The organism is Rhizobium sp. SG741, from assembly GCF_012275435.1.
Classification (GTDB): Bacteria; Pseudomonadota; Alphaproteobacteria; order Rhizobiales; family Rhizobiaceae; genus Rhizobium; species Rhizobium lusitanum.
In genome coordinates this window covers 405,048-427,268 of sequence record NZ_JAAZQP010000002.1, presented here as the reverse complement: position 1 = coordinate 427,268, position 22,221 = coordinate 405,048, and the positions used below count along the sequence as shown (strand labels likewise).

20 protein-coding genes and 1 pseudogene are annotated in these 22,221 nt (G+C 61.2%); 11 read left to right on the top strand and 10 right to left on the bottom strand.

Annotation, left to right across the window (positions count from 1 at the left end):
* The first annotated feature begins 3 nt into the window (after positions 1-3).
* The 5 genes from FHT29_RS07355 (at position 4) to FHT29_RS07335 (ending at position 5,157) form a co-directional block, all read left to right on the top strand.
* Entirely contained in the window at positions 4-1,008 is a 1,005-nt protein-coding gene (locus FHT29_RS07355; protein WP_168599471.1) for an ABC transporter permease, read from the top strand.
* The gene (locus tag FHT29_RS07350) at positions 1,005-2,018 is read left to right on the top strand and encodes an ABC transporter permease (protein ID WP_168599470.1); all 1,014 of its coding nucleotides are present in this window, start codon (positions 1,005-1,007) and stop codon (positions 2,016-2,018) included. Before FHT29_RS07355 ends, FHT29_RS07350 begins: the two co-directional genes overlap by 4 nt.
* On the top strand, positions 2,015-2,341 hold the full coding sequence (gene rhaM, locus FHT29_RS07345) for an L-rhamnose mutarotase (RefSeq protein WP_168599469.1): 327 nt from the start codon (positions 2,015-2,017) through the stop codon (positions 2,339-2,341). The genes FHT29_RS07350 and rhaM overlap by 4 nt, the downstream gene beginning before the upstream one ends.
* A complete protein-coding gene (locus tag FHT29_RS07340; RefSeq protein ID WP_168599468.1) occupies positions 2,338-3,723 on the top strand; it encodes an FGGY-family carbohydrate kinase in 1,386 nt (461 codons plus the stop codon). Before rhaM ends, FHT29_RS07340 begins: the two co-directional genes overlap by 4 nt.
* A gap of 327 nt (positions 3,724-4,050) precedes the next feature.
* The gene (locus tag FHT29_RS07335) at positions 4,051-5,157 is read left to right on the top strand and encodes a branched-chain amino acid ABC transporter substrate-binding protein (RefSeq protein WP_047638439.1); all 1,107 of its coding nucleotides are present in this window, start codon (positions 4,051-4,053) and stop codon (positions 5,155-5,157) included.
* A gap of 158 nt (positions 5,158-5,315) precedes the next feature.
* Here the strand turns inward: FHT29_RS07335 and FHT29_RS07330 are convergent, their stop codons facing one another.
* The 4 genes from FHT29_RS07330 to FHT29_RS07315 all read right to left on the bottom strand — a co-directional run bounded on the left by FHT29_RS07330 (position 5,316) and on the right by FHT29_RS07315 (position 9,366).
* A complete protein-coding gene (locus FHT29_RS07330) occupies positions 5,316-6,164 on the bottom strand; it encodes a sugar phosphate isomerase/epimerase (protein WP_047638438.1) in 849 nt (282 codons plus the stop codon).
* A 20-nt stretch (positions 6,165-6,184) separates the two neighbouring features.
* Positions 6,185-7,360, bottom strand: a complete 1,176-nt coding sequence (locus FHT29_RS07325; RefSeq protein ID WP_047638437.1) for a dihydrodipicolinate synthase family protein — start codon at positions 7,358-7,360, stop codon at positions 6,185-6,187.
* 12 nt (positions 7,361-7,372) lie between these two features.
* Complete coding sequence (locus tag FHT29_RS07320; protein ID WP_047638436.1) at positions 7,373-8,530, bottom strand: Gfo/Idh/MocA family oxidoreductase; 1,158 nt, start codon at positions 8,528-8,530, stop codon at positions 7,373-7,375.
* Between the two features lie 128 nt (positions 8,531-8,658).
* The gene (locus FHT29_RS07315) at positions 8,659-9,366 is read right to left on the bottom strand and encodes a TetR/AcrR family transcriptional regulator (protein WP_081938700.1); all 708 of its coding nucleotides are present in this window, start codon (positions 9,364-9,366) and stop codon (positions 8,659-8,661) included.
* Positions 9,367-9,623: 257 nt separating this feature from the next.
* On the opposite strand from FHT29_RS07315, the gene FHT29_RS07310 reads away from it, so the two are divergent.
* Positions 9,624-10,832, top strand: coding sequence for a TIGR03862 family flavoprotein (locus FHT29_RS07310; protein WP_047638435.1), 1,209 nt, complete (start codon positions 9,624-9,626; stop codon positions 10,830-10,832).
* 19 nt (positions 10,833-10,851) lie between these two features.
* On the opposite strand, the gene FHT29_RS07305 is transcribed toward FHT29_RS07310, so the two are convergent.
* From FHT29_RS07305 to FHT29_RS07300, 3 genes and pseudogenes are all read right to left on the bottom strand, one after another.
* A complete protein-coding gene (locus FHT29_RS07305) occupies positions 10,852-11,805 on the bottom strand; it encodes an NAD(P)-dependent oxidoreductase (RefSeq protein ID WP_047638434.1) in 954 nt (317 codons plus the stop codon).
* Positions 11,806-11,953: 148 nt separating this feature from the next.
* Positions 11,954-12,066: pseudogene (locus FHT29_RS34910) on the bottom strand (glycine/betaine ABC transporter); the annotation flags it as partial.
* A gap of 144 nt (positions 12,067-12,210) precedes the next feature.
* On the bottom strand, positions 12,211-12,939 hold the full coding sequence (locus FHT29_RS07300; RefSeq protein ID WP_047554986.1) for a GntR family transcriptional regulator: 729 nt from the start codon (positions 12,937-12,939) through the stop codon (positions 12,211-12,213).
* Positions 12,940-13,122: 183 nt separating this feature from the next.
* Between FHT29_RS07300 and FHT29_RS07295 the strand changes: the two genes are divergently transcribed.
* The 5 genes from FHT29_RS07295 (at position 13,123) to FHT29_RS07275 (ending at position 18,036) form a co-directional block, all read left to right on the top strand.
* Positions 13,123-14,109, top strand: a complete 987-nt coding sequence (locus FHT29_RS07295) for an ABC transporter substrate-binding protein (RefSeq protein ID WP_037192488.1) — start codon at positions 13,123-13,125, stop codon at positions 14,107-14,109.
* An 87-nt stretch (positions 14,110-14,196) separates the two neighbouring features.
* A complete protein-coding gene (locus tag FHT29_RS07290) occupies positions 14,197-14,976 on the top strand; it encodes an ABC transporter ATP-binding protein (RefSeq protein ID WP_037192490.1) in 780 nt (259 codons plus the stop codon).
* Between the two features lie 4 nt (positions 14,977-14,980).
* A complete protein-coding gene (locus FHT29_RS07285; protein WP_047638433.1) occupies positions 14,981-15,904 on the top strand; it encodes an ABC transporter permease in 924 nt (307 codons plus the stop codon).
* A gap of 16 nt (positions 15,905-15,920) precedes the next feature.
* Positions 15,921-17,168, top strand: a complete 1,248-nt coding sequence (gene kynU / locus FHT29_RS07280; RefSeq protein ID WP_168599467.1) for a kynureninase — start codon at positions 15,921-15,923, stop codon at positions 17,166-17,168.
* A gap of 37 nt (positions 17,169-17,205) precedes the next feature.
* Positions 17,206-18,036, top strand: a complete 831-nt coding sequence (locus tag FHT29_RS07275) for an alpha/beta hydrolase (RefSeq protein WP_168599466.1) — start codon at positions 17,206-17,208, stop codon at positions 18,034-18,036.
* Positions 18,037-18,097: 61 nt separating this feature from the next.
* Here the strand turns inward: FHT29_RS07275 and FHT29_RS07270 are convergent, their stop codons facing one another.
* The 3 genes from FHT29_RS07270 to uxuA all read right to left on the bottom strand — a co-directional run bounded on the left by FHT29_RS07270 (position 18,098) and on the right by uxuA (position 22,128).
* Positions 18,098-18,529 carry a glyoxalase/bleomycin resistance/extradiol dioxygenase family protein gene (locus FHT29_RS07270; protein ID WP_037192498.1) on the bottom strand — a complete coding sequence of 144 codons (432 nt, stop codon included), beginning with the start codon at positions 18,527-18,529 and terminating at the stop codon, positions 18,098-18,100.
* Between the two features lie 142 nt (positions 18,530-18,671).
* Positions 18,672-20,762 carry a bifunctional diguanylate cyclase/phosphodiesterase gene (locus FHT29_RS07265; RefSeq protein WP_168599465.1) on the bottom strand — a complete coding sequence of 697 codons (2,091 nt, stop codon included), beginning with the start codon at positions 20,760-20,762 and terminating at the stop codon, positions 18,672-18,674.
* A gap of 187 nt (positions 20,763-20,949) precedes the next feature.
* A complete protein-coding gene (gene uxuA, locus FHT29_RS07260) occupies positions 20,950-22,128 on the bottom strand; it encodes a mannonate dehydratase (protein ID WP_168599464.1) in 1,179 nt (392 codons plus the stop codon).
* Positions 22,129-22,221 lie beyond the last annotated feature (93 nt).

The window sequence follows — 22,221 nt, the reverse complement described above, 5'->3', positions numbered from 1 at the left end:
GGGATGCCACGCATCCTCAAAAGACGCGAAACGCTGCTTGCCATCATCATTGCCGTGATGATCGCGGGCTTCGCGACACGCGCGGCCGGTTTTGCCGAGCCCGCCAATCTCGCCAATATCTTCAATGATACGTCGATCCTCATCATCCTCGCTTTGGCGCAGATGACGGTCATCCTGACGAAATCGATAGATCTGTCGGTTGCCGCCAATCTTGCCTTTACCGGCATGGCGGTGGCGATGCTGAATGCTGCCTATCCCGATCTGCCGCTGGTCGTCCTCGTGATCACGGCGATCGTCATGGGCGCGGCTCTCGGCGCCATCAACGGCTATCTCGTCTGGGCGCTGGAGATCCCGCCGATCGTCGTCACGCTCGGCACACTCACCATCTATCGCGGCATGGCCTTCGTGCTGTCGGGTGGCGCCTGGGTCAACGCCCACCAGTTCACGCCGAATTTCCTCAGCGTGCCGCGCACGCCGTTGCTCGGCCTGCCCGTGCTCGCCTGGATCGGCATCGCCATCGTGCTGATCATGTATTTCGTGCTGCGCTACACGCGGTTCGGCCGCTCCACCTATGCCAGCGGCGGCAATCCGGTGGCGGCGGTCTATGCCGGCATCGACGTCGGCTGGACGCGTTTCCTCGCCTTTGTCCTCTCAGGGTCGCTTGCCGGCCTCAGCGGCTATCTCTGGGTGTCGCGCTATGCGGTCGCCTATGTCGATATCGCCAGCGGCTTCGAACTGGACAGCGTCGCGGCCTGCGTCATCGGCGGCATTTCGATTGCCGGCGGCGTCGGCTCGGTGGCGGGCGCCGTACTCGGCGCGCTCTTCCTCGGCGTCATCAAGAACGCCCTTCCGGTCATCGGCATTTCGCCGTTCACGCAGATGGCGATATCAGGCACCGTCATCATCCTTGCGGTCGTCTTCAACGCCCGGCGCGAGCGCAATCGCGGCCGTATCATCCTGCGGGATCAGGCGGCGAAGGACACCGCCAGCCATGGAGCAAGCGCATGAGCACCGTTTCTCAATCAAAGACGGAAAAGCGCGCCATTCCAGACCGTTTGGGAACACCGTTCAAACGCATTCTGGCAAGCTGGGAAACGCTGCTGTTCGGCGTCGCAGTCGCGATCTTCATCTTCAATTCGCTGGCCTCGCCCTATTTCCTCGATCCCTACAATCTCTCTGACGCGACGTTCAATTTCACCGAAAAGGCGATGATCGCCTTTGCCATGGCGCTGCTGGTCATTGCCGGTGAGATCGACCTTTCGGTCGCCGCCATCATCGCGCTCGCCTCGACGGCCATGGGCGCTGCGGCGCAGGCCGGCGTCGATACTGTCGGCCTCGTTGCCATCGGGCTTGGGGTCGGGTTGTTCTGCGGCCTGTTCAACGGCTTCCTCGTCTCCGGGATGAAGCTGCCGTCGATCGTCGTCACCATCGGCACGATGAGCCTCTTCCGCGGCATCTCCTACATCGTTCTCGGCGACCAGGCCTATGGCAACTACCCAGACAGCTTCGCCTATTTCGGCCAGGGCTATGTCGTGTGGGTCTTCTCCTTCGAATTCGTTCTCTTCATCGTGCTGGCGATCGTCTTCGCGATCCTGCTGCATGCGACGAATTTCGGCCGGCAGGTCTATACGATTGGTAACAATGATTTTGCCGCGCGCTTCTCCGGCATCCCTTTCGAGCGGGTCAAATTCATCCTGTTTCTCCTGACCGGTCTTATGAGCGGCATCGCAGCAGTGTGCCTGACCTCGCGGCTTGGCTCGACCCGCCCGTCGATCGCGCTCGGCTGGGAGCTCGAAGTAGTGACCATGGTTGTGCTTGGCGGGGTCTCGATCCTCGGTGGCTCAGGCACGATCGGCGGGGTCGTCATCGCCGCCTTCGTCATGGGCCTCGTCACCTTCGGCCTCGGCCTGCTGAACGTCCCGGGCATCGTCATGTCGATCTTCATCGGCCTCCTTCTCATCATCACCATCGCACTGCCGATCGTCGCAAGACGCATCAAGACCATGAGTTCCAGATGACCGCAGCTCTCGAACGCCACGCCTTCAAGATGAAGCTCAATCCCGGCATGGAGGCGGAATACAAAAGACGCCATGACGAGATCTGGCCCGAACTCGTGGTGCTGCTGCTTGAGGCCGGCGCCAGCGACTATTCCATCCATCTCGATCGTGAGACGAACACGCTCTTCGGCGTGCTGACGCGACCGAAGGATCACACGATGGCGAGCCTGCCAGACCATCCCATCATGAAGAAATGGTGGGCGCACATGGCCGATATCATGGCGACCAATCCCGACAATTCGCCGATTCAGAGCGATCTCGTTACGGTCTTCCATCTGCCATGACCGCCGTATCAGCCTATCGCCATATCGCAGTGATCGACATCGGCAAGACCAATGCCAAGGTCGTGGTGCTCGATGCTGAGACCGGGGGCGAAATCGCCGTCGTCAAAACGAGCAACGGCGTGCTGAAGACCGGCCTCTATCCGCATTACGATATCGAGAGACTTTGGGATTTCATCATCAGTGCGCTGAAGGGCTTTGCAACGACGCCAGGCTTCGATGCCATATCGATCACCACCCACGGAGCCTCGGCGGTGCTGCTCGATGTCGATGGCGGCCTTGCCTTGCAGGTTCTCGATTATGAGCACACCTATCCGCAAGCCATACAGGACGCCTATGGGCAATTGCGCCCGGCCTTTACGGAAACCTTCTCGCCAAGCCTCTCCGGTGGCCTGAATGTCGGCGCGCAGATCCACTATCAGAAAAGCGTCTTTCCCGAAGACTTCGCCCACGTCGCGACGATCCTGACCTATCCGCAATATTGGGCGTATCGCCTGACGGGCATCGCTGCCAGCGAGGTGACCTCGCTCGGCTGCCACACGGATCTCTGGAACCCGACGACCGGAACCTATTCTTCCCTGGTCGATACGCTTGGCATTCGCACTTTGATGGCGCCGGTTCGCTCGGCTTTCGACGCGCTTGGGCCGGTACTGCCGGCACTTGCGGCTGATATCGGCCTTGCGGCGCCGGCCCCGGTCTATTGCGGCATCCATGATTCCAATGCTTCCCTACTGCCGCATCTGGTCGAGAACGAGGCACCTTTCGCCGTGGTGTCGACGGGAACCTGGGTGATCAACTTCGCCGTCGGCGGCGATCTCGAACATCTCGACCCGGCACGCGATGCGCTTGCCAATGTCGACGCTTATGGCCGCGCCGTGCCCTCGTCCCGCTTCATGGGCGGCCGCGAGTTCGAGATTTTGGCTGCAGACATCGGCGAAGCACCTCCCGAGGCGATCGAAGCCGCTCTTGAGACGGTGATCGGAAATGGCCTCATGCTGCTGCCGAACATTGTCGAGGGATCGGGACCGTTCCCTGACAGGAAGATGCAGTGGATCGGGGATGCCTCAACAAGCAATGCCGAACGTCTTGCAGCCGTCAGCCTCTATCTTGCCCTGATGACGGAAGCCTGCCTCGGCCTGATCGGCGCCAAGGGGTCGATCTTCGTCGAGGGACCTTTTGCCCTTAATCGCGCCTATCTCTTCGCGCTGTCCGCCCTGACGAGGACTGACGTCATCGCTGTGGCGGGCTCGACGGGGACCAGCCAGGGTGCGGCCTTGCTCGCCGGCATCCGACCGCCGGCTGCGACGGAAAATCCGCCAGTCCACGCCGACCTGCCGGGTTTGATTCGCTATCGGCAGACCTGGCGCGATGCCTTGACCGGGTAGGTTTGGTCAATCCGCGCCGAGTGACGGGTGGTCGAGACTGGGAACAACCCCCGACTGCAAGACTACAGCAACCATCCCTCGACGAAAATTTCCGAAAAATCGCTAAAATTGTCTTCGCGACGGTTATTTTCTTGCGGAATCGTCCCAATATTCCTACAGAAAATACTCTTATGAGCGCTCTCGAGGTCAAAAATGTCCGAAAGCGGTCGTCAGCTTCGATGTCAGTTCTGTTCTCTTTAAGAGCACGCCTTACGGCAGTTTGCGCGTCGAGACAGGCCATTGGGCGGGTTCAAAGGGCGCTGCCGCGCCCATCCAAGGAGAGATAAAATGAGTCTGAAGACATTGACGGCCGCGACCTTCGTCGCTTCGCTGGCCTTTGCGCCTCTCGCGCACGCGGACATCACGATCGGCCTCATCGCGCCACTGACCGGCCCGGTCGCCGCTTACGGCGAACAGGTCAAGAACGGCGCGCAAACCGCTATCGAGGAAATCAACAAGAGCGGCGGCGTTCTCGGCCAGAAGCTGGTCTTGAAGCTCGGTGACGATGCCGGCGACCCGAAGCAGGGCGTATCGGTCGCCAACGGCTTCGTCGGTGACAGCATCCACTTCGTCGTCGGCCCGGTCACGTCGGGCGTTGCCATTCCGGTTTCGGATGCGCTTGCCGAAAACGGCATCCTGATGGTGACGCCGACCGCGACCGCTCCGGACCTGACCAATCGCGGCCTGACCAACATCCTGCGCACGTGCGGCCGCGATGACCAGCAGGCAACCGTTGCGGCAGACTACGTCGTGAAGAACTTCAAGGACAAGAAGATCGCCATCCTCAACGACAAGGGCGCCTACGGCAAGGGCCTGGCGGACGCCTTCAAGGCTACCCTGAACAAGGGCGGCGTGACCGAGGTGCTGGACGATTCCCTGACGCCAGGTGAAAAGGACTACAGCGCCCTGACGTCGAAGCTGAAGCAGGCCGGTGTCGAGGTGATCTACTTCGGTGGCTATCATCCGGAAGCGGGTCTGCTGGCTCGCCAGCTGCATGACATCTCCGTCAAGGCGCAGATCATCGGCGGCGACGGACTTTCCAACACCGAATATTGGGCGATCGCCAATGACGCCGCTGCCGGCACGATCTTCACCAATGCGGCCGACGCCCTGAAGAACCCGGCTTCGCAGAGCGCCGTTGCCGCGCTCAAGGCACGCAACATTCCGGCTGAAGCATTCACGCTCAACGCCTATGCCGCCGTGCAAGTGTTGAAGGCCGGCATCGAGAAGGCCGGCAAGCCAGACGACGCCGAAGCCGCCGGTGCTGCATTGAAGAAGGGCGAGCCTGTCGATACCGCCATCGGCAAGGTCACCTATGGCGAAACCGGCGACCTCACCTCGCAGAGCTTCTCGCTCTACAAATGGGAAGGCGGTAAGATCGTTTCGGCCGAATAAGCCGTCGGATCGACGCTCTCAAAATCTCGCCGGGCCACATGCTGGCCCGGCCTTTTTATGCCTAATTCACACTATGCTGGCTAGAGCGGTTACGCGTTTCACGGAATCGCCTGACCGCTCTATGCTATTGTTTCTACGCAATTCCGGACGGAAAACCGCTACGCACTTTTCCTGGAATTGCTCTGACAAACAGTGCGGAACCGCTCGATGCAGGTGGCCAGCACTTCCTCACCCGGGCGCTTCCACCAATTGTCTTGTGAGAAGATTTCGACCTCCTGCAGGCCGAAATAGCCGGCTTTCTCGATCTCGGCGCGAATGCCCTTCAGATCGATGACGCCATCGCCCATCATGCCGCGATCCAGCAACAGATCCGTGGTCGGGACCAGCCAGTCGCAGATATGGTGCGCCAGGATCCTGCCGCCGGCACCGGCGCGCGCGATCTGCTCGTAAAGCTTCGGATCCCACCAGACATGATAGACATCGATGGCGACACCGATGCCCTCACCCAGCAGGTCGCAGATATCGAGCGCCTGCTCCAGCGTGTTCACGCAGGCGCGGTCGGCGGCATACATCGGATGCAGCGGCTCGATCGCTAAGGGAATGCCGACGCTGCGGGCATGCGGCAGGATCGCCGCGATACCGTCGGCCACCATCTCGCGGGCATGACCGATATCCCTCGAACCCTCAGGCAAACCGCCGACGACAAGGACAAGGCAATCGGCATTGAGCGCGGCGGCCTCATCGATTGCGCGCTTGTTGTCGTCGATCGCCGCAGCCCGCCCATTGGCATCCGCAGCGGGAAACATGCCGCCGCGGCAAAGGCCTGTCACCTTGAGCCTGTTGTCGGCCACAATCCTTGCGGCCTCCGCGAGGCCGATCTTGTGCACTTGATCGCGCCAGGGGGCGATCGCGACGATACCCTGCTTCAGGCAGGCCTCGACCGCCTGGCGCATGTCGTATTGCTGGCGCACCGTCGCCAGATTGATGGACAGACCCTCTACGGCCATTGCGATGATCCTCTTGTCCGTTAGTCGATGCCGACGGTGGCGAGGATCGTCTTCATCCGGCGCACCGCCAGATCCGGATCCTTCAAAACACCTGCCGCCTCCGCCAGCCGGAACAGTTCCGAAAGATGCAGGATGGAACGCGTGCTCTGCTGGCCGCCGAGCATCTGGAAGTGATCCTGGAAGCCGTTGAGATAGGCGAGGAAGACGACGCCGGTCTTGTAGAAGCGCGTCGGCGCCTTGAAGATATGCCGCGACAGCGGAACGGTCGGTGCCAGTATCCGATGAAAGGCATCGAGATCGTTCTGGGCGAGTTTCGCCAAGGCCACACTAGCCGCCGGCGCGATGGCATCGAAGATGCCGAGGAGGGCATGCGAATAGCCTTGGCTGTCGCCGGCAATCAGTTCGGCATAGTTGAAATCGTCGCCCGTATACATCTTCACCGACGGGTCGAGCCGGCGGCGCATGACGATTTCCTTCTCGGCCGACAGCAGCGAGATCTTCACGCCATCGACCTTGGCGGCGTTCTGATTGATGATCGCGACCGCTGTCTCCATCGCCTGCAGATCGTCGGGCGATCCCCAATAGCCTGACAACGCCGGATCGAACATCGAACCGAGCCAATGGATGATCACAGGCTCCTTTACCTGCCCGAGGATACGGTCGTAGACCCGAATATAATCGTCCGGACTTTTGGCCGCCGCGGCAAGCGCGCGGCTCGCCATCAGAATGATGCGGCCGCCCTGCCCTTCCACATAGGCAATCTGCTCCTCATAGGCGCGAATGACATCGTCGATCGTCACATCCGGGCCGGGCGGCACGTGATCGGTGCCGGCGCCATAGGCAATCAGCGCATCCGGCCGATTACGGGCGGCCGATTGCGCATGCGCAATCAGCTCCTTGGCGCCGGTCCAATCGAGACCCATGCCCCGCTGTGCTGTATCCATGGCCTCCGCCACGCCGAAACCGAGATCCCAGAGGCATTCCCGGAAGGCGATGGTGCGTTCCCAGTCGATGTTGCGATCGAGCCAGGGATCGTTGTCTGCCAAGGGGTCGACGACGACGTGGGCGGCAGCGTAGGCGACGCGGTTGAAATGATGACCGCCGGCCGGCTTTACCGGAGCGCTCAACGGTGCGCTGGTGAGCGTGAAGTCGGCAAGGCCGCCGCTGACCGTCGGCAAACGAAGGCTTCTCGTCATGAGGCCGATCTCCTACAGCGCTGTCAGTGCGGGCACATCGACCCAGCGACGCTCGGTCCAGCTCTTCTGCGCCAGCTCCGCCAGTTGCACGCCCTTGGCGCCTTCGCGAAGCGTGAACTTCCACGGCGCGTCCTCGGCGACATGGCGCAGGAAACCTTCCCATTGCACCTTGAAGCCATTGTCGAAGACCTGGGTGTCCGGCACTTCGTCCCAGGTGTCGAAGAAATTGATCGTTTGCGGCTGGTCCGGATTCCAGACCGGCTTGGGCGTGTTGACGCGATGCTGCGTCCAGCACCGCATCAGGCCGCAGACGGCGGAACCATGGGTGCCGTCGACCTGGAAGGTAACGAGATCATCACGCCGCACACGCACCGCCCAGGAGGAATTGATATGGGCGACAATGCCGCCTTCAAGTTCGAACGTGGCATAGGCCGCATCGTCTGCATCCGCGACATAGGTCTTGCCGCTCTCATCGACGCGGCTTGGAATATGTGTGGCGCCGAGGCAGCTGACGGCCTTGACCTCACCGAACAGGTTGTCAAGCACGTAGCGCCAATGGGGCAGCATATCGAGGATCATGCCGCCGCCGTCGGCCTTGCGATAGTTCCACGACGGGCGCTGCGCCTGCACGCCCCAATCCCCTTCGAAGACCCAATAGCCGAACTCGCCGCGCACGGAGAGGATCTTGCCGAAGAAGCCGCTGTCGCGCAGCATGGCGATCTTGCGCAGGCCCGGCAGGAACAGCTTGTCCTGCACCACGCCGTTCTTGACCCCGCGCCGCTCCGCCGAAGCGGCGACCGAAAGCGCCTCGGCAAGCGTCTCGGAGATCGGCTTTTCGCAATAGACGTGCTTGCCGGCGGCAATTGCCCGCTCCAGCAGGTCGACGCGCATCTGCGTCGAGCCGGCATCGAAAAAGATCGTATTGTCGGGATCGGCCAAGGCGCTGTCGAGATCGGTCGTCGTTTTGGAAAGCCCATGCTTGCGGGCGATCGCCTCGATCTTCTCGGCATTGCGGCCGACGAGGATCGGCTCGGGCATCAGCTTATCGCCGTTGGCCAGCAAGACGCCGCCCTGTTCGCGGATTGCCAGAATGGAGCGCACCAGATGCTGATTATAGCCCATGCGTCCGGTGATGCCGTGCATGATGATACCGATCGGCTTCGTCACCATAAGTCATTCCTCCCGTAAATAACTATATAGTTACATAACTGACATGGCGAAGCGAGGCTGTCAACGGTCATCGTCGATGGCCGCGGCGGCAATCACCCGCAATTGCTGAGCTTGTCGCGAGAGGACGCCTAGGGGCGCAGATAGGCGAAGATGACGTCGACGATGTGCTCGCCCCAGGCGTCGATTTCCGCCTTGTCGGAAAGATTGCGCCGGAAGATCGTCGATAGCGTCCAGCGGTTCGTGAGGAAGAACGAGCCGAGCGCTGCGATGCTCATATAGATCTTGACGGGATCGCAGCCGGGGCGGAAATCGCCGGCTGCCGCACCCCGGTCGAGCAGGTCGGAAATCTCTGAAACCAGGGGCGAATGCAGCTCGAAAATACGCGCCGAACGCTTCAGGAAGCGGGCCTTGTGCATGTTTTCCGTGCTGAGAATACCAAGGAATTCAGGGTGATCCAAGAAATATTGCCATGTGAAAACAACAAGCTCCCGCATGCCTTCCACAGGCGAGCGATGCGAAAGGTCAAGCCTTGCCTCGGCCGAGCGGATGGCGATGTAGCTGCCTTCGAGAACGGCGACGTAAAGAGCGTCCTTGCCGCCGAAATAGTGGTAGAGCATCCGCTTGTTGATCTTGGCGCGCTCGGCGATCGCATCGACACGCGCGCCGCCATAGCCGCGCTCGGCGAATTCCTTGGTCGCGGCGGCCAGGATCGCCTTGCTCGTGCGTTCCGCATCCCTGAGACGGGGCCGTTCCGGCGTTGCGCGCGATGACGCCTGATCGATATTCGCAAGGTCTGCGTTCTTTGCGCGGCGCTTCACGGTTCTGGCTTCCGACATCATGGCTCCCGGCGGCATCGTTCAAGGCTTGTGCGGCCATTCCTGGCGCCGATAAGTAACCGATCATCTCATAAGTTGACAGTCCCTCGCGAATCGCTGGTCATAGTAACCAGATGGTTATATCGATTTAAAGGTGGATACGCGTCAGACAAGACCCTCCCCGTGGCATGAATTTCCCTGACAAATGAATGGGCTGACCTTGCTTTCGACACCGGTCCGGCCCAAGAGAGCGGATAGGAATTGGCACCGGACGGCTTATGGCTGAGAAGCAGATCGCAATCATCGGCGGCGGCCCCGCAGGGCTCATGGCGGCAGAAGCCCTGTCTCTGTCGGGCCATCGCGTCACTGTCTATGACAGCATGCCGACGGTCGCGCGCAAATTCCTGCTGGCCGGCAAATCCGGCCTCAACATCACGCATTCGGAAGCCTATGGCCTTTTCGCCGACCGCTTTGGCGCGGCCTCGCCCCGGCTGCGCGCGGCACTCGATGGCTTCAAGCCCGACGATATCAGAGCCTGGGCGGCGGGGCTGGGAACGGAGACCTTCATCGGCTCTTCCGGCCGCGTCTTCCCGAAAGCCATGAAGGCGTCGCCATTGCTGCGCGCCTGGCTCGCCCGCCTGGAGGCGCAAGGTGCGCGTATCATGACACGGCACCGCTGGTCTGGCTTCGCAGACGGCGGTCTGGCATTCGAGACACCGCAGGGGCGCAGCATCGTCCATTATGATGCCGTTCTGCTAGCGCTCGGCGGTGCCAGCTATCCTCGGCTGGGTTCGGATGCGGCCTGGACCGGTTGGCTTCGAGGCAAAGCCATCGACATTGCCGATTTCCAGCCCGCCAATTGCGGTTTCGACGTCGACTGGAGTGGGCCATTCAAGGAACGTTTTGCCGGCATGCCGCTCAAAGCCGTGACGGCAACATCCGAGGCGGGGACCTTCCCAGGCGAATTCGTCGTCTCGCAGGCGGGCATAGAAGGCAGTCTCGTCTATGCCCATGCCGCTGCCTTGCGCGATCACCTAACAAGCGAAGGCAAAGCCGCGCTCATCATCGATCTGGCGCCCGGCCGAACGGCGGCACGGCTGTCGCGCGATCTGGCTCGACAGGATCCGAAAGCCAGCCTTTCCAATCGCCTGCGCAAGGGCGCGGGGATCGAAGGCGTCAAGGTCGGCCTTCTGCGGGAGCTTGCCGATCCGGCGACCCTTTCGCATCCGGAAAGTCTGGCGCGCCTGATCAAGGCCTTGCCGATTCCGCTTTTGAGACCAAGACCCATTGCCGAGTCCATCTCGTCTGCCGGTGGCATCCGTTGGGGCGAACTCGATGACGGCTATATGCTGAAGAAGCTCCCTGGTATCTTCGTCGCCGGGGAAATGATCGATTGGGAAGCGCCGACAGGCGGCTATCTCCTGTCGGCTTGCTTTGCCACCGGCCGCGCGGCGGCCAAGGGCATCGACGCCTGGCTCAAGCGTTGAGCGATAAGGTCTGAGCTTCTCAGCCGATACGCCCGTTCGCCATCAGCCATGCCACCGATTCCTGAACAGCTTCGAGCGATGTATATCGCGGCTCGTAGCCGAGAAGTCGCTGTGCCTTGGCGATCGAGCAGTTCGGACTGCGGGCGATATGCTCCCATGTCGCCTGCGCATCTTCCGGAGTCCGATCTCTCGCCCATGTCTCATAGGGCAGGAATTCAAGCTTCGGTTCGTGACCAAACCAGCGCGACATCGCCTCAGCATAGCCTCGAAGCGTCACCGCACCGCCCGAGACGGCATGGAAGCTCTCCCCGGTCGAAGCCCGCCAATTGGCGATCGCCCCCATGAACATCTGCGCGACATCATCGGCATGGACATGGTGAACAGTCTCCAGGCCGAAATTCGGCAAGACGAGCGTTTCGCCCAGCGCCAGCGTCGAAAATGCCGACAGATTGAAATGGCCGGCCGGATTAAGGGGAGCCCAGCCAGGGCCGACAATATGGCCCGGATGGATCAGCGTCGCGGGAAAGCCCTTGCGGCGCGCCTCATCCAGCAGATGCGCCTCGATGGCTGCCTTCTGGATTCCATAGTCCCCGAAGGGTCGCTTCGGTGTCTCCTCCAGCGTCGGAACGACCATCGAGAAGCCGTGCGTCCAGATCGTGCCCGTATGCAGGAAATGGCTCACATGACCGGTCAGCGCGTCCGTCAGGTGCCTGGCGCTGTCGAGCGTGAAGCAGATCATGTCGATGACGATATCCGCCTTCAAAGCGCGGATCGCCGGACCAAAACTGCCGTCCTTTTCCATGGCGGAGCGGTCCATCGTCAACATTTCGACGTCGTCCCAGGCCCGGTTCGGCGAATAGGGCTTTGCCTGACCACGGCTGATCGCCACCACGTCGTACCCTGCCTCGACCAGCCGCGGCACGAGATAGGTGCCGACATGGCCGGTTGCGCCGATTACCACTGCACGCGTCATGATGTCCTCCCAAAGTCAAAAGCGGATCCCCTCGAAATTCAAAAAGTGATCCGCCCTTGAGAATAGGAGCGCACACCGATTTGTCACCCTCCGAGAGGAAAGGAAGCGGGGATTTTCTTACGGCCGCGCCGATGCGCTGCTTTGGCCCTTCCCGTTCATCGTCGCCGTCCTCCGAACGGATAAGATCAGGACTGCGCTGAACGGTTCGTCCATAAGAATGATTTCCGGATTTGCGGCAATCGCGCGAGCCAGGCCGACACGATTATAACTAACTTGGGAATTCTTCCTCAATATTATAATACTTGAACGTGAAGACCCCGCAGAAACAGCCAATCGGGCGCTCCCGATTTAATGTCTAATCCATTGATATTATATAGTTATTTACAATATCCGGACACTGTGGCGCTATCCGTTCTCATCCTCAGAACGGATATAGACCTGCAGCGTATAGCCGATATGCTCCGTCATCAGCGCCTTGGCGCGCTCGAGATCACGGTCGAGGGCCGCTTCCATCAGCGCCGTGTGATGCTCGATCGCCATCGCATCCTGCAGGGCTGCGGCTGCCTTCTCATAGCCGATCGTCAGGCCGGCGGCGGCGCGCTGGGTCGGCGCCAGACCAAGGAAACGGTGGTGGCGGCGAAGCTGGTCGGTGATGGTGGCCTGGAAGCGCAAGAGCCAGTTCGATGTCGCCGCGCTGACAAGCGCTGCATGAAAGGCCGTATGCTTCTCGTCCCATTCGTCAGCCATCTCGTCCGAAGCGGCGTCGGGCACGATCTTGCAGCGCGACAGGCGATAATGCGCGGTGACGACGGCCGATTCCCAATCCGGACCGCCCTTTTCGATCGATTCCAACAGCAGCGGCAGTTCGACGACCATGCGCGCCCGCATCAGGTCCTCCAGCTCCGCGCGCGATACGGGGGCGACCGCAAAGCCGCGATTGCTGACGGCCGTTACCAGCTTTTCGGCCTCGAGCCGCGACAGCGCCTCGCGAAGCGGAGTCCAGCCGACGCCATAGGCATCGCGCAGGGCGGCAAGCCGCAGGGATGCGCCGGGCCTCAGCCTGGTGTTGAGAATGTCGCGCCGCAACAGCCAATAGGCCGCCTCCGTCTTGCTCAACGCGTCCTTGTCCTGCATGACGCCCATCCCAATCCTCACATTCCCCAGATTATATATAAAATAGCCATATCGAGAAATTATATATTAAAGCCGTCCATGGTGCATATCATATATCGCAAATTGACAGGCTTGCAGCAGTCGCTATGATCCTGCCCAAGAAAGCCGAAAAACACGGCTCTTTGACACATGCGGGAGGGAAATATGCTGAAATCTACGTCCAAATGGCTGTCCAGCCTCGTGGTTGCCGGTGCCTTCATGGCAGGCGTCGCCTCGGCGTCGGCAGAACCCATCAAGATCGCAATCGCCAACTTCGGCGAGCATCCGCAGCTCAATGCCTCGATCGCCGGCTTCAAAAAGGCGCTCGCCGAGAATGGCTTCGTCGAAGGCAAGGATGTCGTCTATTCCGAAAGCAACACGAGCTTCGACGCCTCGCTTGTGCCGCAGATGATCGCCAAGCTGCAGTCCGAACATCCGAAGCTGATGTACACGGTCACGACGCCGGTCTCGCAGATCGCCAAGAAGGCGCTCGCAGGCTCCGGCATTCCGATCGTCTTTTCGGCCGTGACCGATCCGGTCGCCGCCAAGCTCGTCCCCTCCTGGGATGCCGGCGGCGAAGGCATTACCGGTGCAAGCGACCTGCAGGACATCGCCGCCATCATGACCTTCACCAGGAAACTGCTTCCGAATGCCAAGCGCTTCGGCGTCCCCTACAATCCGGGCGAGGCCAATGACGTTGCCCTTCTCGAAAAGGTCAAGCAGGCCGCACCGGCAGCCGGCTTCGAAGTGGTTCCCGTCGGCGTTGACAACGTCAACGACATCCAGCAGCGCATCGCCTCGCTCGCCGGCAAGGCAGACGTGATCTACACGCCCGCCTCCAATCTCCTGCAGCCGGCAATCACCGCCGTTTCTTCCGCCGCCCGTCAGGCCCAGATCCCGATCGTCAATTCCGACGACGCCGCGGTTCGCAACGGCATCGTGCCCGCGAGCTTCGCCGTCAACTACGAGCAGGTCGGCGAAAATGCAGGCAAGATCGCGGCCCAGATCCTCAAGGGTGCCGATCCGAAGACGATCAAGCCTTCGCTTCCGGCCTATGCCGACCATGCGCCGCTGATCAACAAGACAGTGCTGAAGGCATTCGGCGCCGAAGTGCCGGCATCGCTTGCCGATTGCAATTGCTTCACGAAGTGATCGGCGGCATCGTCTAACGATCATTCGATCCATGGCGGCGTCACGAACGCCGCCATTTTCCAAGCCTACACTGCAGGGGAGGCACGGATGCTGGACATCAAATCCGCGCGCAAGGTTTTCTACAGGGGCCAGCCGGACGAGAAAGTCGCGCTCGACGGCCTGACACTCTCCCTCAAATCCGGTGAATTCGGCGTCGTCATCGGCTCGAACGGCGCGGGCAAGAGCAGCATGCTCAACGCGATCTCGGGCGCGCTCAGCCTCGATTCCGGAGAGATACTCATCAACGGCGACGACGTCACCGACATGCCGGTGCACAAGCGCGCCGCGCGCCTTGCCCGTGTGTTCCAGGATCCGATGAAAGGAACCGCCGCCAGCATGACGGTCGGCGAGAACATGCTTCTTGCCGAACTGCGCGGCAAGAAACGCGGGTTGCGACCCGGACTGAACGCCTCCCGCCTCGCCACCTACAAGGAGCGCCTCTCCGTTCTCGGCCTCGGCCTCGAGAACCGGCTTGATACCAAGGTGGAGCTGCTTTCGGGCGGCCAGCGGCAATCGCTCTCCCTCATCATGGCGGTCGGCGGCTCCCCCGATGTGCTGCTGCTCGATGAACATACGGCAGCGCTTGATCCCCGCACCGCCGACATCGTCATGCAGGCGACGGTGCGCACCGTCGAAGCGCTGAAGCTGACGACCCTGATGGTGACGCACAACATGCAACACGCCGTCGATTTCGGCGACAGTATCATCATGCTCGACGCCGGGCGCGTCCATCTTGAAATTACCGGCGAAGGAAAGCGGCGCATCACGGTGCCCGAACTGATCGGCCATTTCGCCGTCAAGACCGACCGCATGCTGCTGGTGAGCTGAGATCATGGATTTCATTCAGACAACCTTTTCGAGCTTCGTCTCGCTCATCCCGGTCACGCTGGCGCAGAGCTTCATCCTGAGCTTCGTCGTCCTCGGCATCATGATCCCCTTCCGCATGCTGAGCTTTCCGGACCTGACCAGCGAGGGCGCCTTTCCGCTTGGCGGCTGCATCAGCGGCATTCTGCTTGCAGCCGGCGTCACACCGCCGCTTGCCATCGTCGTGGCCTTCGCCGTCGGCCTTGCCGCCGGCTGCTGCACGGCGTTTATCCACCTGCGCTTCCGCATCCATACGCTGCTTGCCGGCATCCTGATGTCGACCATGCTTTACAGCATCAACCTCGCCATCATGGGCAAATCGAACCTTTCCGTCTTCGGCTCGCCGACCGTGTTCGACTGGGTGCCGTTCACGGAGGCCGGCTTTCCAGCGAGCAAGATCGTCGTTGCCGGTTTCATCGCTCTCGTCGTGCTGATTGTACTCAATCTCTACTTCAAGACGGAAAAGGGCACGGCCATGCGCGCCGTCGGCTCCAATCCCGACATGGCCGAGGCACAGGGCATCAATGTCTGGGCCGCGACCATCGGCGGCGTCGGCATCGCCAGCGCCTTTTCCGCAACAGGCGGCGCACTGATGGTGCAGTCGCAGGGATTTGCCGACGTCAACATGGGGATCGGCATCCTGATCAACGGCCTTGCCGCGCTGATGATCGGCGAAGCCTTCACCGGTAAGCAGAGCGTACTGCGTCAGCTGCTGGCCCCCTTCGTGGGGTCGATCATCTATTATCAGCTCGTGTCGCTCTGCCTTGCAGCCGGCATGCCGCCGCCGAACCTGAAGCTTGCGACCGGCCTGTTCGTGCTTGCCATGCTGGCGCTGCCGAGCATCCGCCGCAGCCGCGGGGGAGCGCCCGCGCGGGAAACCATTCGCGAATAAATCAAGAGGCAATATCATGGACAGCCTTCCCGATCTCGCCGCCGTCGAGGCCCTGGACGAGGCCGATCCGCTGCGTGTTTTCCGCAGCCGTTTTGCCCTGCCGGTCGGCGTCATCTACCTTGACGGCAATTCGCTCGGCGCGGCATCGCACGAGGTCTTTGCCGAAGTGCGCCAGGCGGCCATGGAAGAATGGGGCAATGGCCTGATCCGCAGCTGGAACAGCGCCGGATGGTTTCATCTGCCGCTCGAGCTCGGCGATCGCATCGGCCGGCTGATCGGCGCCGCCGAAGGCCAGACTGTCGTGACCGACTCCACGTCGATCAACATCTACAAGGCGCTTCATACGGCTTTGACGATGCGGCCGGACCGCAACGTCATCGTTGCCGAAGGCGACAGTTTCCCGACCGACCTCTATATGGCCGAGGGCGTGGCCTCGACCCGTACTGGGGTTACGCTCCGTCTCGAGGGTCGCGATGCCGATACCATCGAGGAATTGATCGACGAGAGCGTCGCCGTCGTCCTCGTCAATCATGTCAACTACAAGAGCGGCGAGCTGCGCGATATGGCGGCACTGACGAAGCGCATCCAGGCGGCCGGCGCACTCGTCATCTGGGACCTGTGCCACAGCGCCGGCGCCCTGCCGGTCGATCTCGATGGCGCTGGCGCCGATTTCGCCGTCGGCTGCTCCTATAAATATCTGAACGGCGGCCCCGGCGCGCCGGCCTTCATCTATGCGGCCCGCCGGCACCATGCATCTATCGTCCAGCCGCTCAGCGGCTGGTGGGGCCATGCTCGTCCCTTTGCCTTCGAGCGAAGCTTCGACGGCGACGTCGGCATCAAGCGCTTCCTTTGCGGCACGCAGCCCATTCTGTCATTGCGGGCGCTGAAGGGTGCTCTTTCGATGTGGGACGAAGTGGACATGAATGCTCTGCGCCGAAAAAGCATAGCGCTCACCGATCTCTTCATCCGGCTGGTCGAAGCGAAGTGCGGCCGATATGGCGTCGTATTGGACACCACGCGCGACAGCGAAAGGCGTGGCAGCCAGGTCTCCTTCACCCACGGCAATGGCTATGAGGTCATGCAGGCGCTGATCGAGCGTGGCGTCATCGGCGATTTCCGCGCGCCATCAACGCTGCGCTTCGGTTTCACGCCGCTCTATGTCAGCTATCGCGATGTGTGGCTGGCAGCTTCGGTGCTGGAAGAGATTCTGAGCAGCGGATCCTGGCGGGACGCACGCTTTGCCGTGCGCTCGGCTGTAACCTGATCCATTGTTGCCGATCGCCGAAACGGAGGAGCCATAGATGAGCTATTTCAAGGTCACCGATTGGGATAGTGCCTATACCAACGGCGCCTACATCGTCGACGGCGATCGGTGGCCAGATGCATGGGTCGAGCCCGCTCGATCCTTCCGTGACAACCTGACAACAGCCGGACGCGCCAGACTAGACCTCGTCTACGGTCCCGCCGAGCGCAATCGCTTCGATCTCTTCCTGCCCGAAGAACATCCGAAGGGATTGGTCGTCTTCGTTCATGGCGGCTACTGGCTGCAACTGGACAAAAGCTATTGGTCGCATCTGGCAGCAGGTCCGATTGCTGCAGGCTACGCAGTCGCCATCCCGTCCTACACGCTCTGCCCTGCAATCCACATTGGCGGGATCGGCAGGGAAGTCGCAGCGGCGATCACAACGGCGGCAGGCATCGTCGATGGCCCCGTGATCCTGACGGGACATTCGGCCGGCGGTCAGCTCGTGGCCCGCATGATGACGACGACATCGCCGCTGGACGAGACGATCCTCAAACGCATCCGCCATGTCCTCGCGATTTCCGGCCTGCATGATCTGCGCCCGATCATGAAGCGGAGCATGAACGCGCAGCTTCGCATCGATATGGCGGAGGCACAAAGCGAGAGCCCCGCGCTCCTGGAACCCTTAAGCAATATCCGCCTCACGTGCTGGGTCGGCGGTGCGGAGCGTGCCGAATTCGTGCGTCAGAATGCGCTGCTTGCCAATATCTGGACCGGGCTTGGCGCTGCAACGGAAGTGGTAATCGAGCCCGATCGGAATCACTATACGGTACTCGACGGCCTCACCGATGTCTCTCATCCACTGACGCGATCCTTGCTCGCGGATTGAAGCTTGCAGTCAATGAAACATGCCCTCGGCGCGCATCGTCCGCGCCGAGGGTTGGCAGATATCACTCGTTGACGGGCGCATTCATAGCCCAGGTGACGCCGAAGGGATCGCGGAGCTGGCCCCAGCGATCACCCCAGAACATCACCTGCGGCTCGATGATGACCTCCAAGCCTGCATCGACAGCACGCTTCCACCAGGCATCGAAGTCCTCGACGACCAGCTGCATCACGAACGACTGCGGCTTTTCCAGTGCGTGGCCATACTCGGGAAAGGCATCGCCGAGCATGACCGAGCTGCCGTTGATGTAGAGATGGATGTGCATCGTCCGGCCCTTCTCGTCGACCGGGAACATGAAGGCCTCTTCGGCACCGAAGGCACGCTTGTAGAAATCGGCTGCCTTTACAGCGCCATCCACCGTCAGATAGGCCACGACGCCGCCGTGAACCGGCACGCGGGGCTGCGAGGATTGCGTCTGTTCTGCTGTATCGGTCATGTTCGTCTCCTTGCGAACGGGTTTGCATGTCACGCCCTTGCGGTGGGCCGCCCCAAGGACGTCGACCGAAAAGACTTCCCGACAAAAGGAGTTCGATTTTTTAAATTATCTTTTCGGAAGCACGGGGCATCCTGTCCGAGGATCACCCATGCGCCGGCTTTCGGGCGCGAAGCGCCTTGGCGGGATAGATCTCGCTGAAGATGCGTGCTTCCGCCTCCTCGCGCGGCATAGGCCGGCCAAGCAGGAAGCCCTGTACTTCGCTATAGCCCTCGGCGCGCAATTTCGCCAATTGCTCCTCCGTCTCGATGCCTTCCGCCAGCGTCACGGCATTGAAGCCCGAGGCAATGCCGACGACGGCACGCACGATCGCCAGATTGCCGGGATCGGTCTCCATGCCGGCGACGAAGCTGCGGTCGAGCTTGATCTTGTCGAAAGAGAAGGAGCGCAGGTAGCTGAGCGATGAGTAGCCGGTGCCGAAATCGTCAATGGCGATGCGGATGCCGAGTTCCTTCAGGGCGCGCAGCAGCGACAGGCTTTGCTCGACTTCTGAAAGCAGGACGGATTCGGTAACCTCGATCTCCAGTCGCTCGGGGAGAAGGCCGGTCTCATCCAAAACCGAAACGACGGTCGCGAGCAGGCTCGCATGACGGAACTGATAGACGGAAAGGTTGATGGCGATTTTCAGATCGCCTGGCCATTGCCTCGCGGTCCGGCAGGCCTCCCGCAATACCCAGTCGCCGATCGGCACGATCATGCCGGTTTCCTCGGCAACGGGGATGAACTCGGCAGGCGCAATGAGCCCACGCGTGGGATGGTGCCAGCGGATCAAAGCCTCGAAACCCGACAACCCGTCATTGTCCAGCCGAATGATCGGCTGATAATAGAGCTCGAATTCGTTCCTCTGCAGGGCTTCGCGAAGCTCCAGGGTGAGTTGATAGCGCCGCTCCGCCTCAAGCCGCATATCAGTCTGATAGAAGCGATAGGTCGATCGGCCACTGCCTTTTGCCGCATAGAGCGCCAGATCGGCGTCCCGCATCAAGACGTCGGCATCGCCGCCATGTTCCGGCGCCATCGCGATGCCGATGCTGCAGGTAACGTGCTCGCGGACGCCATCGAGATCGAAAGGCACGGAGAGCGATAGCAGCAGCAGGTCGGCAAAGCGCTGGGCCCGCCCGGCATCCGTCATCTTCAGGACCAAGGCGAACTCATCACCACCGAGGCGGGCGACAAGATCGTTCTTCTCGGCAAGCTGTAGGAGACGCTGGGCGACCTGGCGCAACAGCATGTCGCCGGCGGCATGGCCCTTGCTGTCGTTGATATCCTTGAAATGATCGACATCGATGTAGAGAAGCGCAATCGGCTTCTCCGGTGTCGCGGCAGCCACCTGCTTGACGATGCTCTCTGAAAAGAAAGCACGATTCGGAAGGCCGGTCAGGGAATCGTGCATGGCAAGATGCGCAAGCTTCGCCTCGACATTGCGCTCCTCCGTGACATCCTGCGAGATGCCGAGAAGGTAGCGCGGCGCCTGTCCTTTGGGCGCTGGCAGTATCCGCTTGGCGGTCTTCACGATGCGCGGAACTCCATCCCGTGCGTGGATGGTTTCTTCGAAGCCGACGGTCGTCGCCGCGTCGAAGGCAAGCCTGTCCTGTTCGCGAAGGATCGCCGTCTGCTCGTCGGAAAATATAGCTTCGTCCGGCCTGCCGATCACGTCCTTCGCCCGCAGCCCGACAATGCCTCCGCAGGCCTCGTTGAACAGGATATAGCGGCCGCCCTTCGCCATATCCTTGACGAAAACGCCGACTGGCAGATTGTCGACGATGCTGTCGAGCAGCGACTGCGTGGCATCGACCTGTCGCCGGGCAGCGTTGACCTCGGTGCGATCCTGAACGATCGCCAGGATCGCCGCCTTGCCGTCGAAGTAAATTTCACGCCCATAGGTCAAAACCTCGAACGTCTGGCCATCGACTTTCAGATGCGTCCAGCGCTGCGCCGTCTCCATGTCGGTGCGCTGGTGAACCGCTTCGAGCATGCGCTCGCGCTCCGCCGCCGGCCGGATATCGAGCACGGTCATGACCGAAAAGGCAGCGTGGCTGTAGCCATAGAGATCGCGAGCGGCGTCATTGACGATCAGGAATTTCAACGTCTTGGGATCATAGACCCACATCGGCGAGGGATGCGTCTTGAAAAGCGACCGAAAATCGTCGTTCGGGGCGTCGGGCCAAACGGAATTCATGGACGGATCGACCTTGCAAATTCGAGTTGAACTACCAGAGAATTGGAAAGTCATATTCTAAAAAGTTAAATAAAATCAAAATGGTAGCTCGCCTAAACTTTGAGCAAAAGCCTACCGAATATGCAACCGCGCGCTTTGCTTTTCTACCCTCACGGCCACGCAGTCCAACAGCGGACAAGCGTGATGCTTACAGGCCAGCCTTGCCGATGGCGTGAATGACGCCATGCAGTTCCGCCAGCCCCTTCAGGCGGCCGATCAAAGAGTACCCCGGGTTGGTCGGCTTATCGATATCGTCGCCGATGAGATGGCCGTGATCCGGCCGCATCGGGATCAGATAGTCATCGCGACCCTCGGCGCGTCGGCGCGCCTCCTCGGCCAAAAGCGTTCGCAGGATGGCGTGCATGTCGCTGCGCCCCTCCAGATGGGAAGCCTCGACGAAGGAACCGTCGGCCTCGATCGCGACATCGCGCAAATGGGCGAAATTGACGCGTGGGGCAAATTCCCGCGCGATATCAAGCACATCATTGTCGGCGCGGGACCCGAGCGATCCGACGCAGAGCGTCAAGCCGTTGGCCGGATGGTCGACGCTGCCAAGGATGCGGCGCAGATCCGCCGCCGTTGAAACGACGCGTGGCAGGCCGAAAAGCGAAATGGGCGGATCGTCCGGGTGGATTGCGAGCCTCGCGCCAAGCTCGGCTGCAACGGGCGCAACCTCCTGCAGAAACATCTCGAGATTGGATTGAAGATCCCGAGCCGTCATTCCCTCGAAGAGGGCGATGGCCGAGCGGATCGCCTCGCGACCGTAGCTGTCCTCACCGCCCGGAAGCCCGGCGATGATGTTGTTTTCCAGCCGTTGCACCGCCTCCTCGGAAAGGCCCTTCAGCCGCTCCTCGGCGCGTTGCACCAGCTCCGGCGCATAATCCGCCTCGGCACTCTTCCTGCGCAGGACGAAGACGTCATAGGCGATGAATTCCACCATGTCGAAACGCAGCGCAAGCGCCGTGGTCGGCATTTCAAAGCGCAGATCCGTCCGCGTCCAATCGACCACCGGCATGAAATTATAGCAGATCGTCTTGATGCCGGACCGGGCGAGATTGACCAGGCTGTCCTTCCAGATGCCGATCGCGGCCCTGGCTCCGGCGCCGCCAAGCTTGATGGCGCCGGGCACGGGGATCGATTCACATACGCTCCAGCGCAGGCCCGCCGCCTCCACCAGGGCCTTTCGCGCTTCGATTTCAGCCGGCGTCCAGGAGCGTGAATAGGCGACCTCATGCAGCGCCGTGACAATGCCCGTCGCCCCGGCCTGACGAGCATGCTGAAGCGGAACAAGATCCTTCGGCCCAAACCAACGCCAACAGCTCTCCATGCGACACCTCCTCGATTTGTTGGTCAAAATATCGCCGTATCCGCAAATGTCCACTCAGAACACATCTTTTTCCGCGCTTGACAGTCCTTATTG

What these genes read in the sequence shown, in the direction of transcription:
- FHT29_RS07325 (WP_047638437.1), bottom strand. Translation starts at nt 7,360, where the DNA reads ATGACGAGAAGCCTTCGTTTGCCGACGGTCAGCGGCGGCCTTGCCGAC.
- FHT29_RS07295 (WP_037192488.1), top strand. Translation starts at nt 13,123, where the DNA reads ATGCTGAAATCTACGTCCAAATGGCTGTCCAGCCTCGTGGTTGCCGGT.
- FHT29_RS07330 (WP_047638438.1), bottom strand. Translation starts at nt 6,164, where the DNA reads ATGGCCGTAGAGGGTCTGTCCATCAATCTGGCGACGGTGCGCCAGCAA.
- FHT29_RS07300 (WP_047554986.1), bottom strand. Translation starts at nt 12,939, where the DNA reads ATGCAGGACAAGGACGCGTTGAGCAAGACGGAGGCGGCCTATTGGCTG.
- FHT29_RS07265 (WP_168599465.1), bottom strand. Translation starts at nt 20,762, where the DNA reads ATGAATTCCGTTTGGCCCGACGCCCCGAACGACGATTTTCGGTCGCTT.
- FHT29_RS07335 (WP_047638439.1), top strand. Translation starts at nt 4,051, where the DNA reads ATGAGTCTGAAGACATTGACGGCCGCGACCTTCGTCGCTTCGCTGGCC.
- FHT29_RS07320 (WP_047638436.1), bottom strand. Translation starts at nt 8,530, where the DNA reads ATGGTGACGAAGCCGATCGGTATCATCATGCACGGCATCACCGGACGC.
- uxuA (WP_168599464.1), bottom strand. Translation starts at nt 22,128, where the DNA reads ATGGAGAGCTGTTGGCGTTGGTTTGGGCCGAAGGATCTTGTTCCGCTT.
- FHT29_RS07310 (WP_047638435.1), top strand. Translation starts at nt 9,624, where the DNA reads ATGGCTGAGAAGCAGATCGCAATCATCGGCGGCGGCCCCGCAGGGCTC.
- kynU (WP_168599467.1), top strand. Translation starts at nt 15,921, where the DNA reads ATGGACAGCCTTCCCGATCTCGCCGCCGTCGAGGCCCTGGACGAGGCC.
- FHT29_RS07290 (WP_037192490.1), top strand. Translation starts at nt 14,197, where the DNA reads ATGCTGGACATCAAATCCGCGCGCAAGGTTTTCTACAGGGGCCAGCCG.
- rhaM (WP_168599469.1), top strand. Translation starts at nt 2,015, where the DNA reads ATGACCGCAGCTCTCGAACGCCACGCCTTCAAGATGAAGCTCAATCCC.
- FHT29_RS07350 (WP_168599470.1), top strand. Translation starts at nt 1,005, where the DNA reads ATGAGCACCGTTTCTCAATCAAAGACGGAAAAGCGCGCCATTCCAGAC.
- FHT29_RS07285 (WP_047638433.1), top strand. Translation starts at nt 14,981, where the DNA reads ATGGATTTCATTCAGACAACCTTTTCGAGCTTCGTCTCGCTCATCCCG.
- FHT29_RS07270 (WP_037192498.1), bottom strand. Translation starts at nt 18,529, where the DNA reads ATGACCGATACAGCAGAACAGACGCAATCCTCGCAGCCCCGCGTGCCG.
- FHT29_RS07315 (WP_081938700.1), bottom strand. Translation starts at nt 9,366, where the DNA reads ATGTCGGAAGCCAGAACCGTGAAGCGCCGCGCAAAGAACGCAGACCTT.
- FHT29_RS07355 (WP_168599471.1), top strand. Translation starts at nt 4, where the DNA reads ATGCCACGCATCCTCAAAAGACGCGAAACGCTGCTTGCCATCATCATT.
- FHT29_RS07275 (WP_168599466.1), top strand. Translation starts at nt 17,206, where the DNA reads ATGAGCTATTTCAAGGTCACCGATTGGGATAGTGCCTATACCAACGGC.
- FHT29_RS07305 (WP_047638434.1), bottom strand. Translation starts at nt 11,805, where the DNA reads ATGACGCGTGCAGTGGTAATCGGCGCAACCGGCCATGTCGGCACCTAT.
- FHT29_RS07340 (WP_168599468.1), top strand. Translation starts at nt 2,338, where the DNA reads ATGACCGCCGTATCAGCCTATCGCCATATCGCAGTGATCGACATCGGC.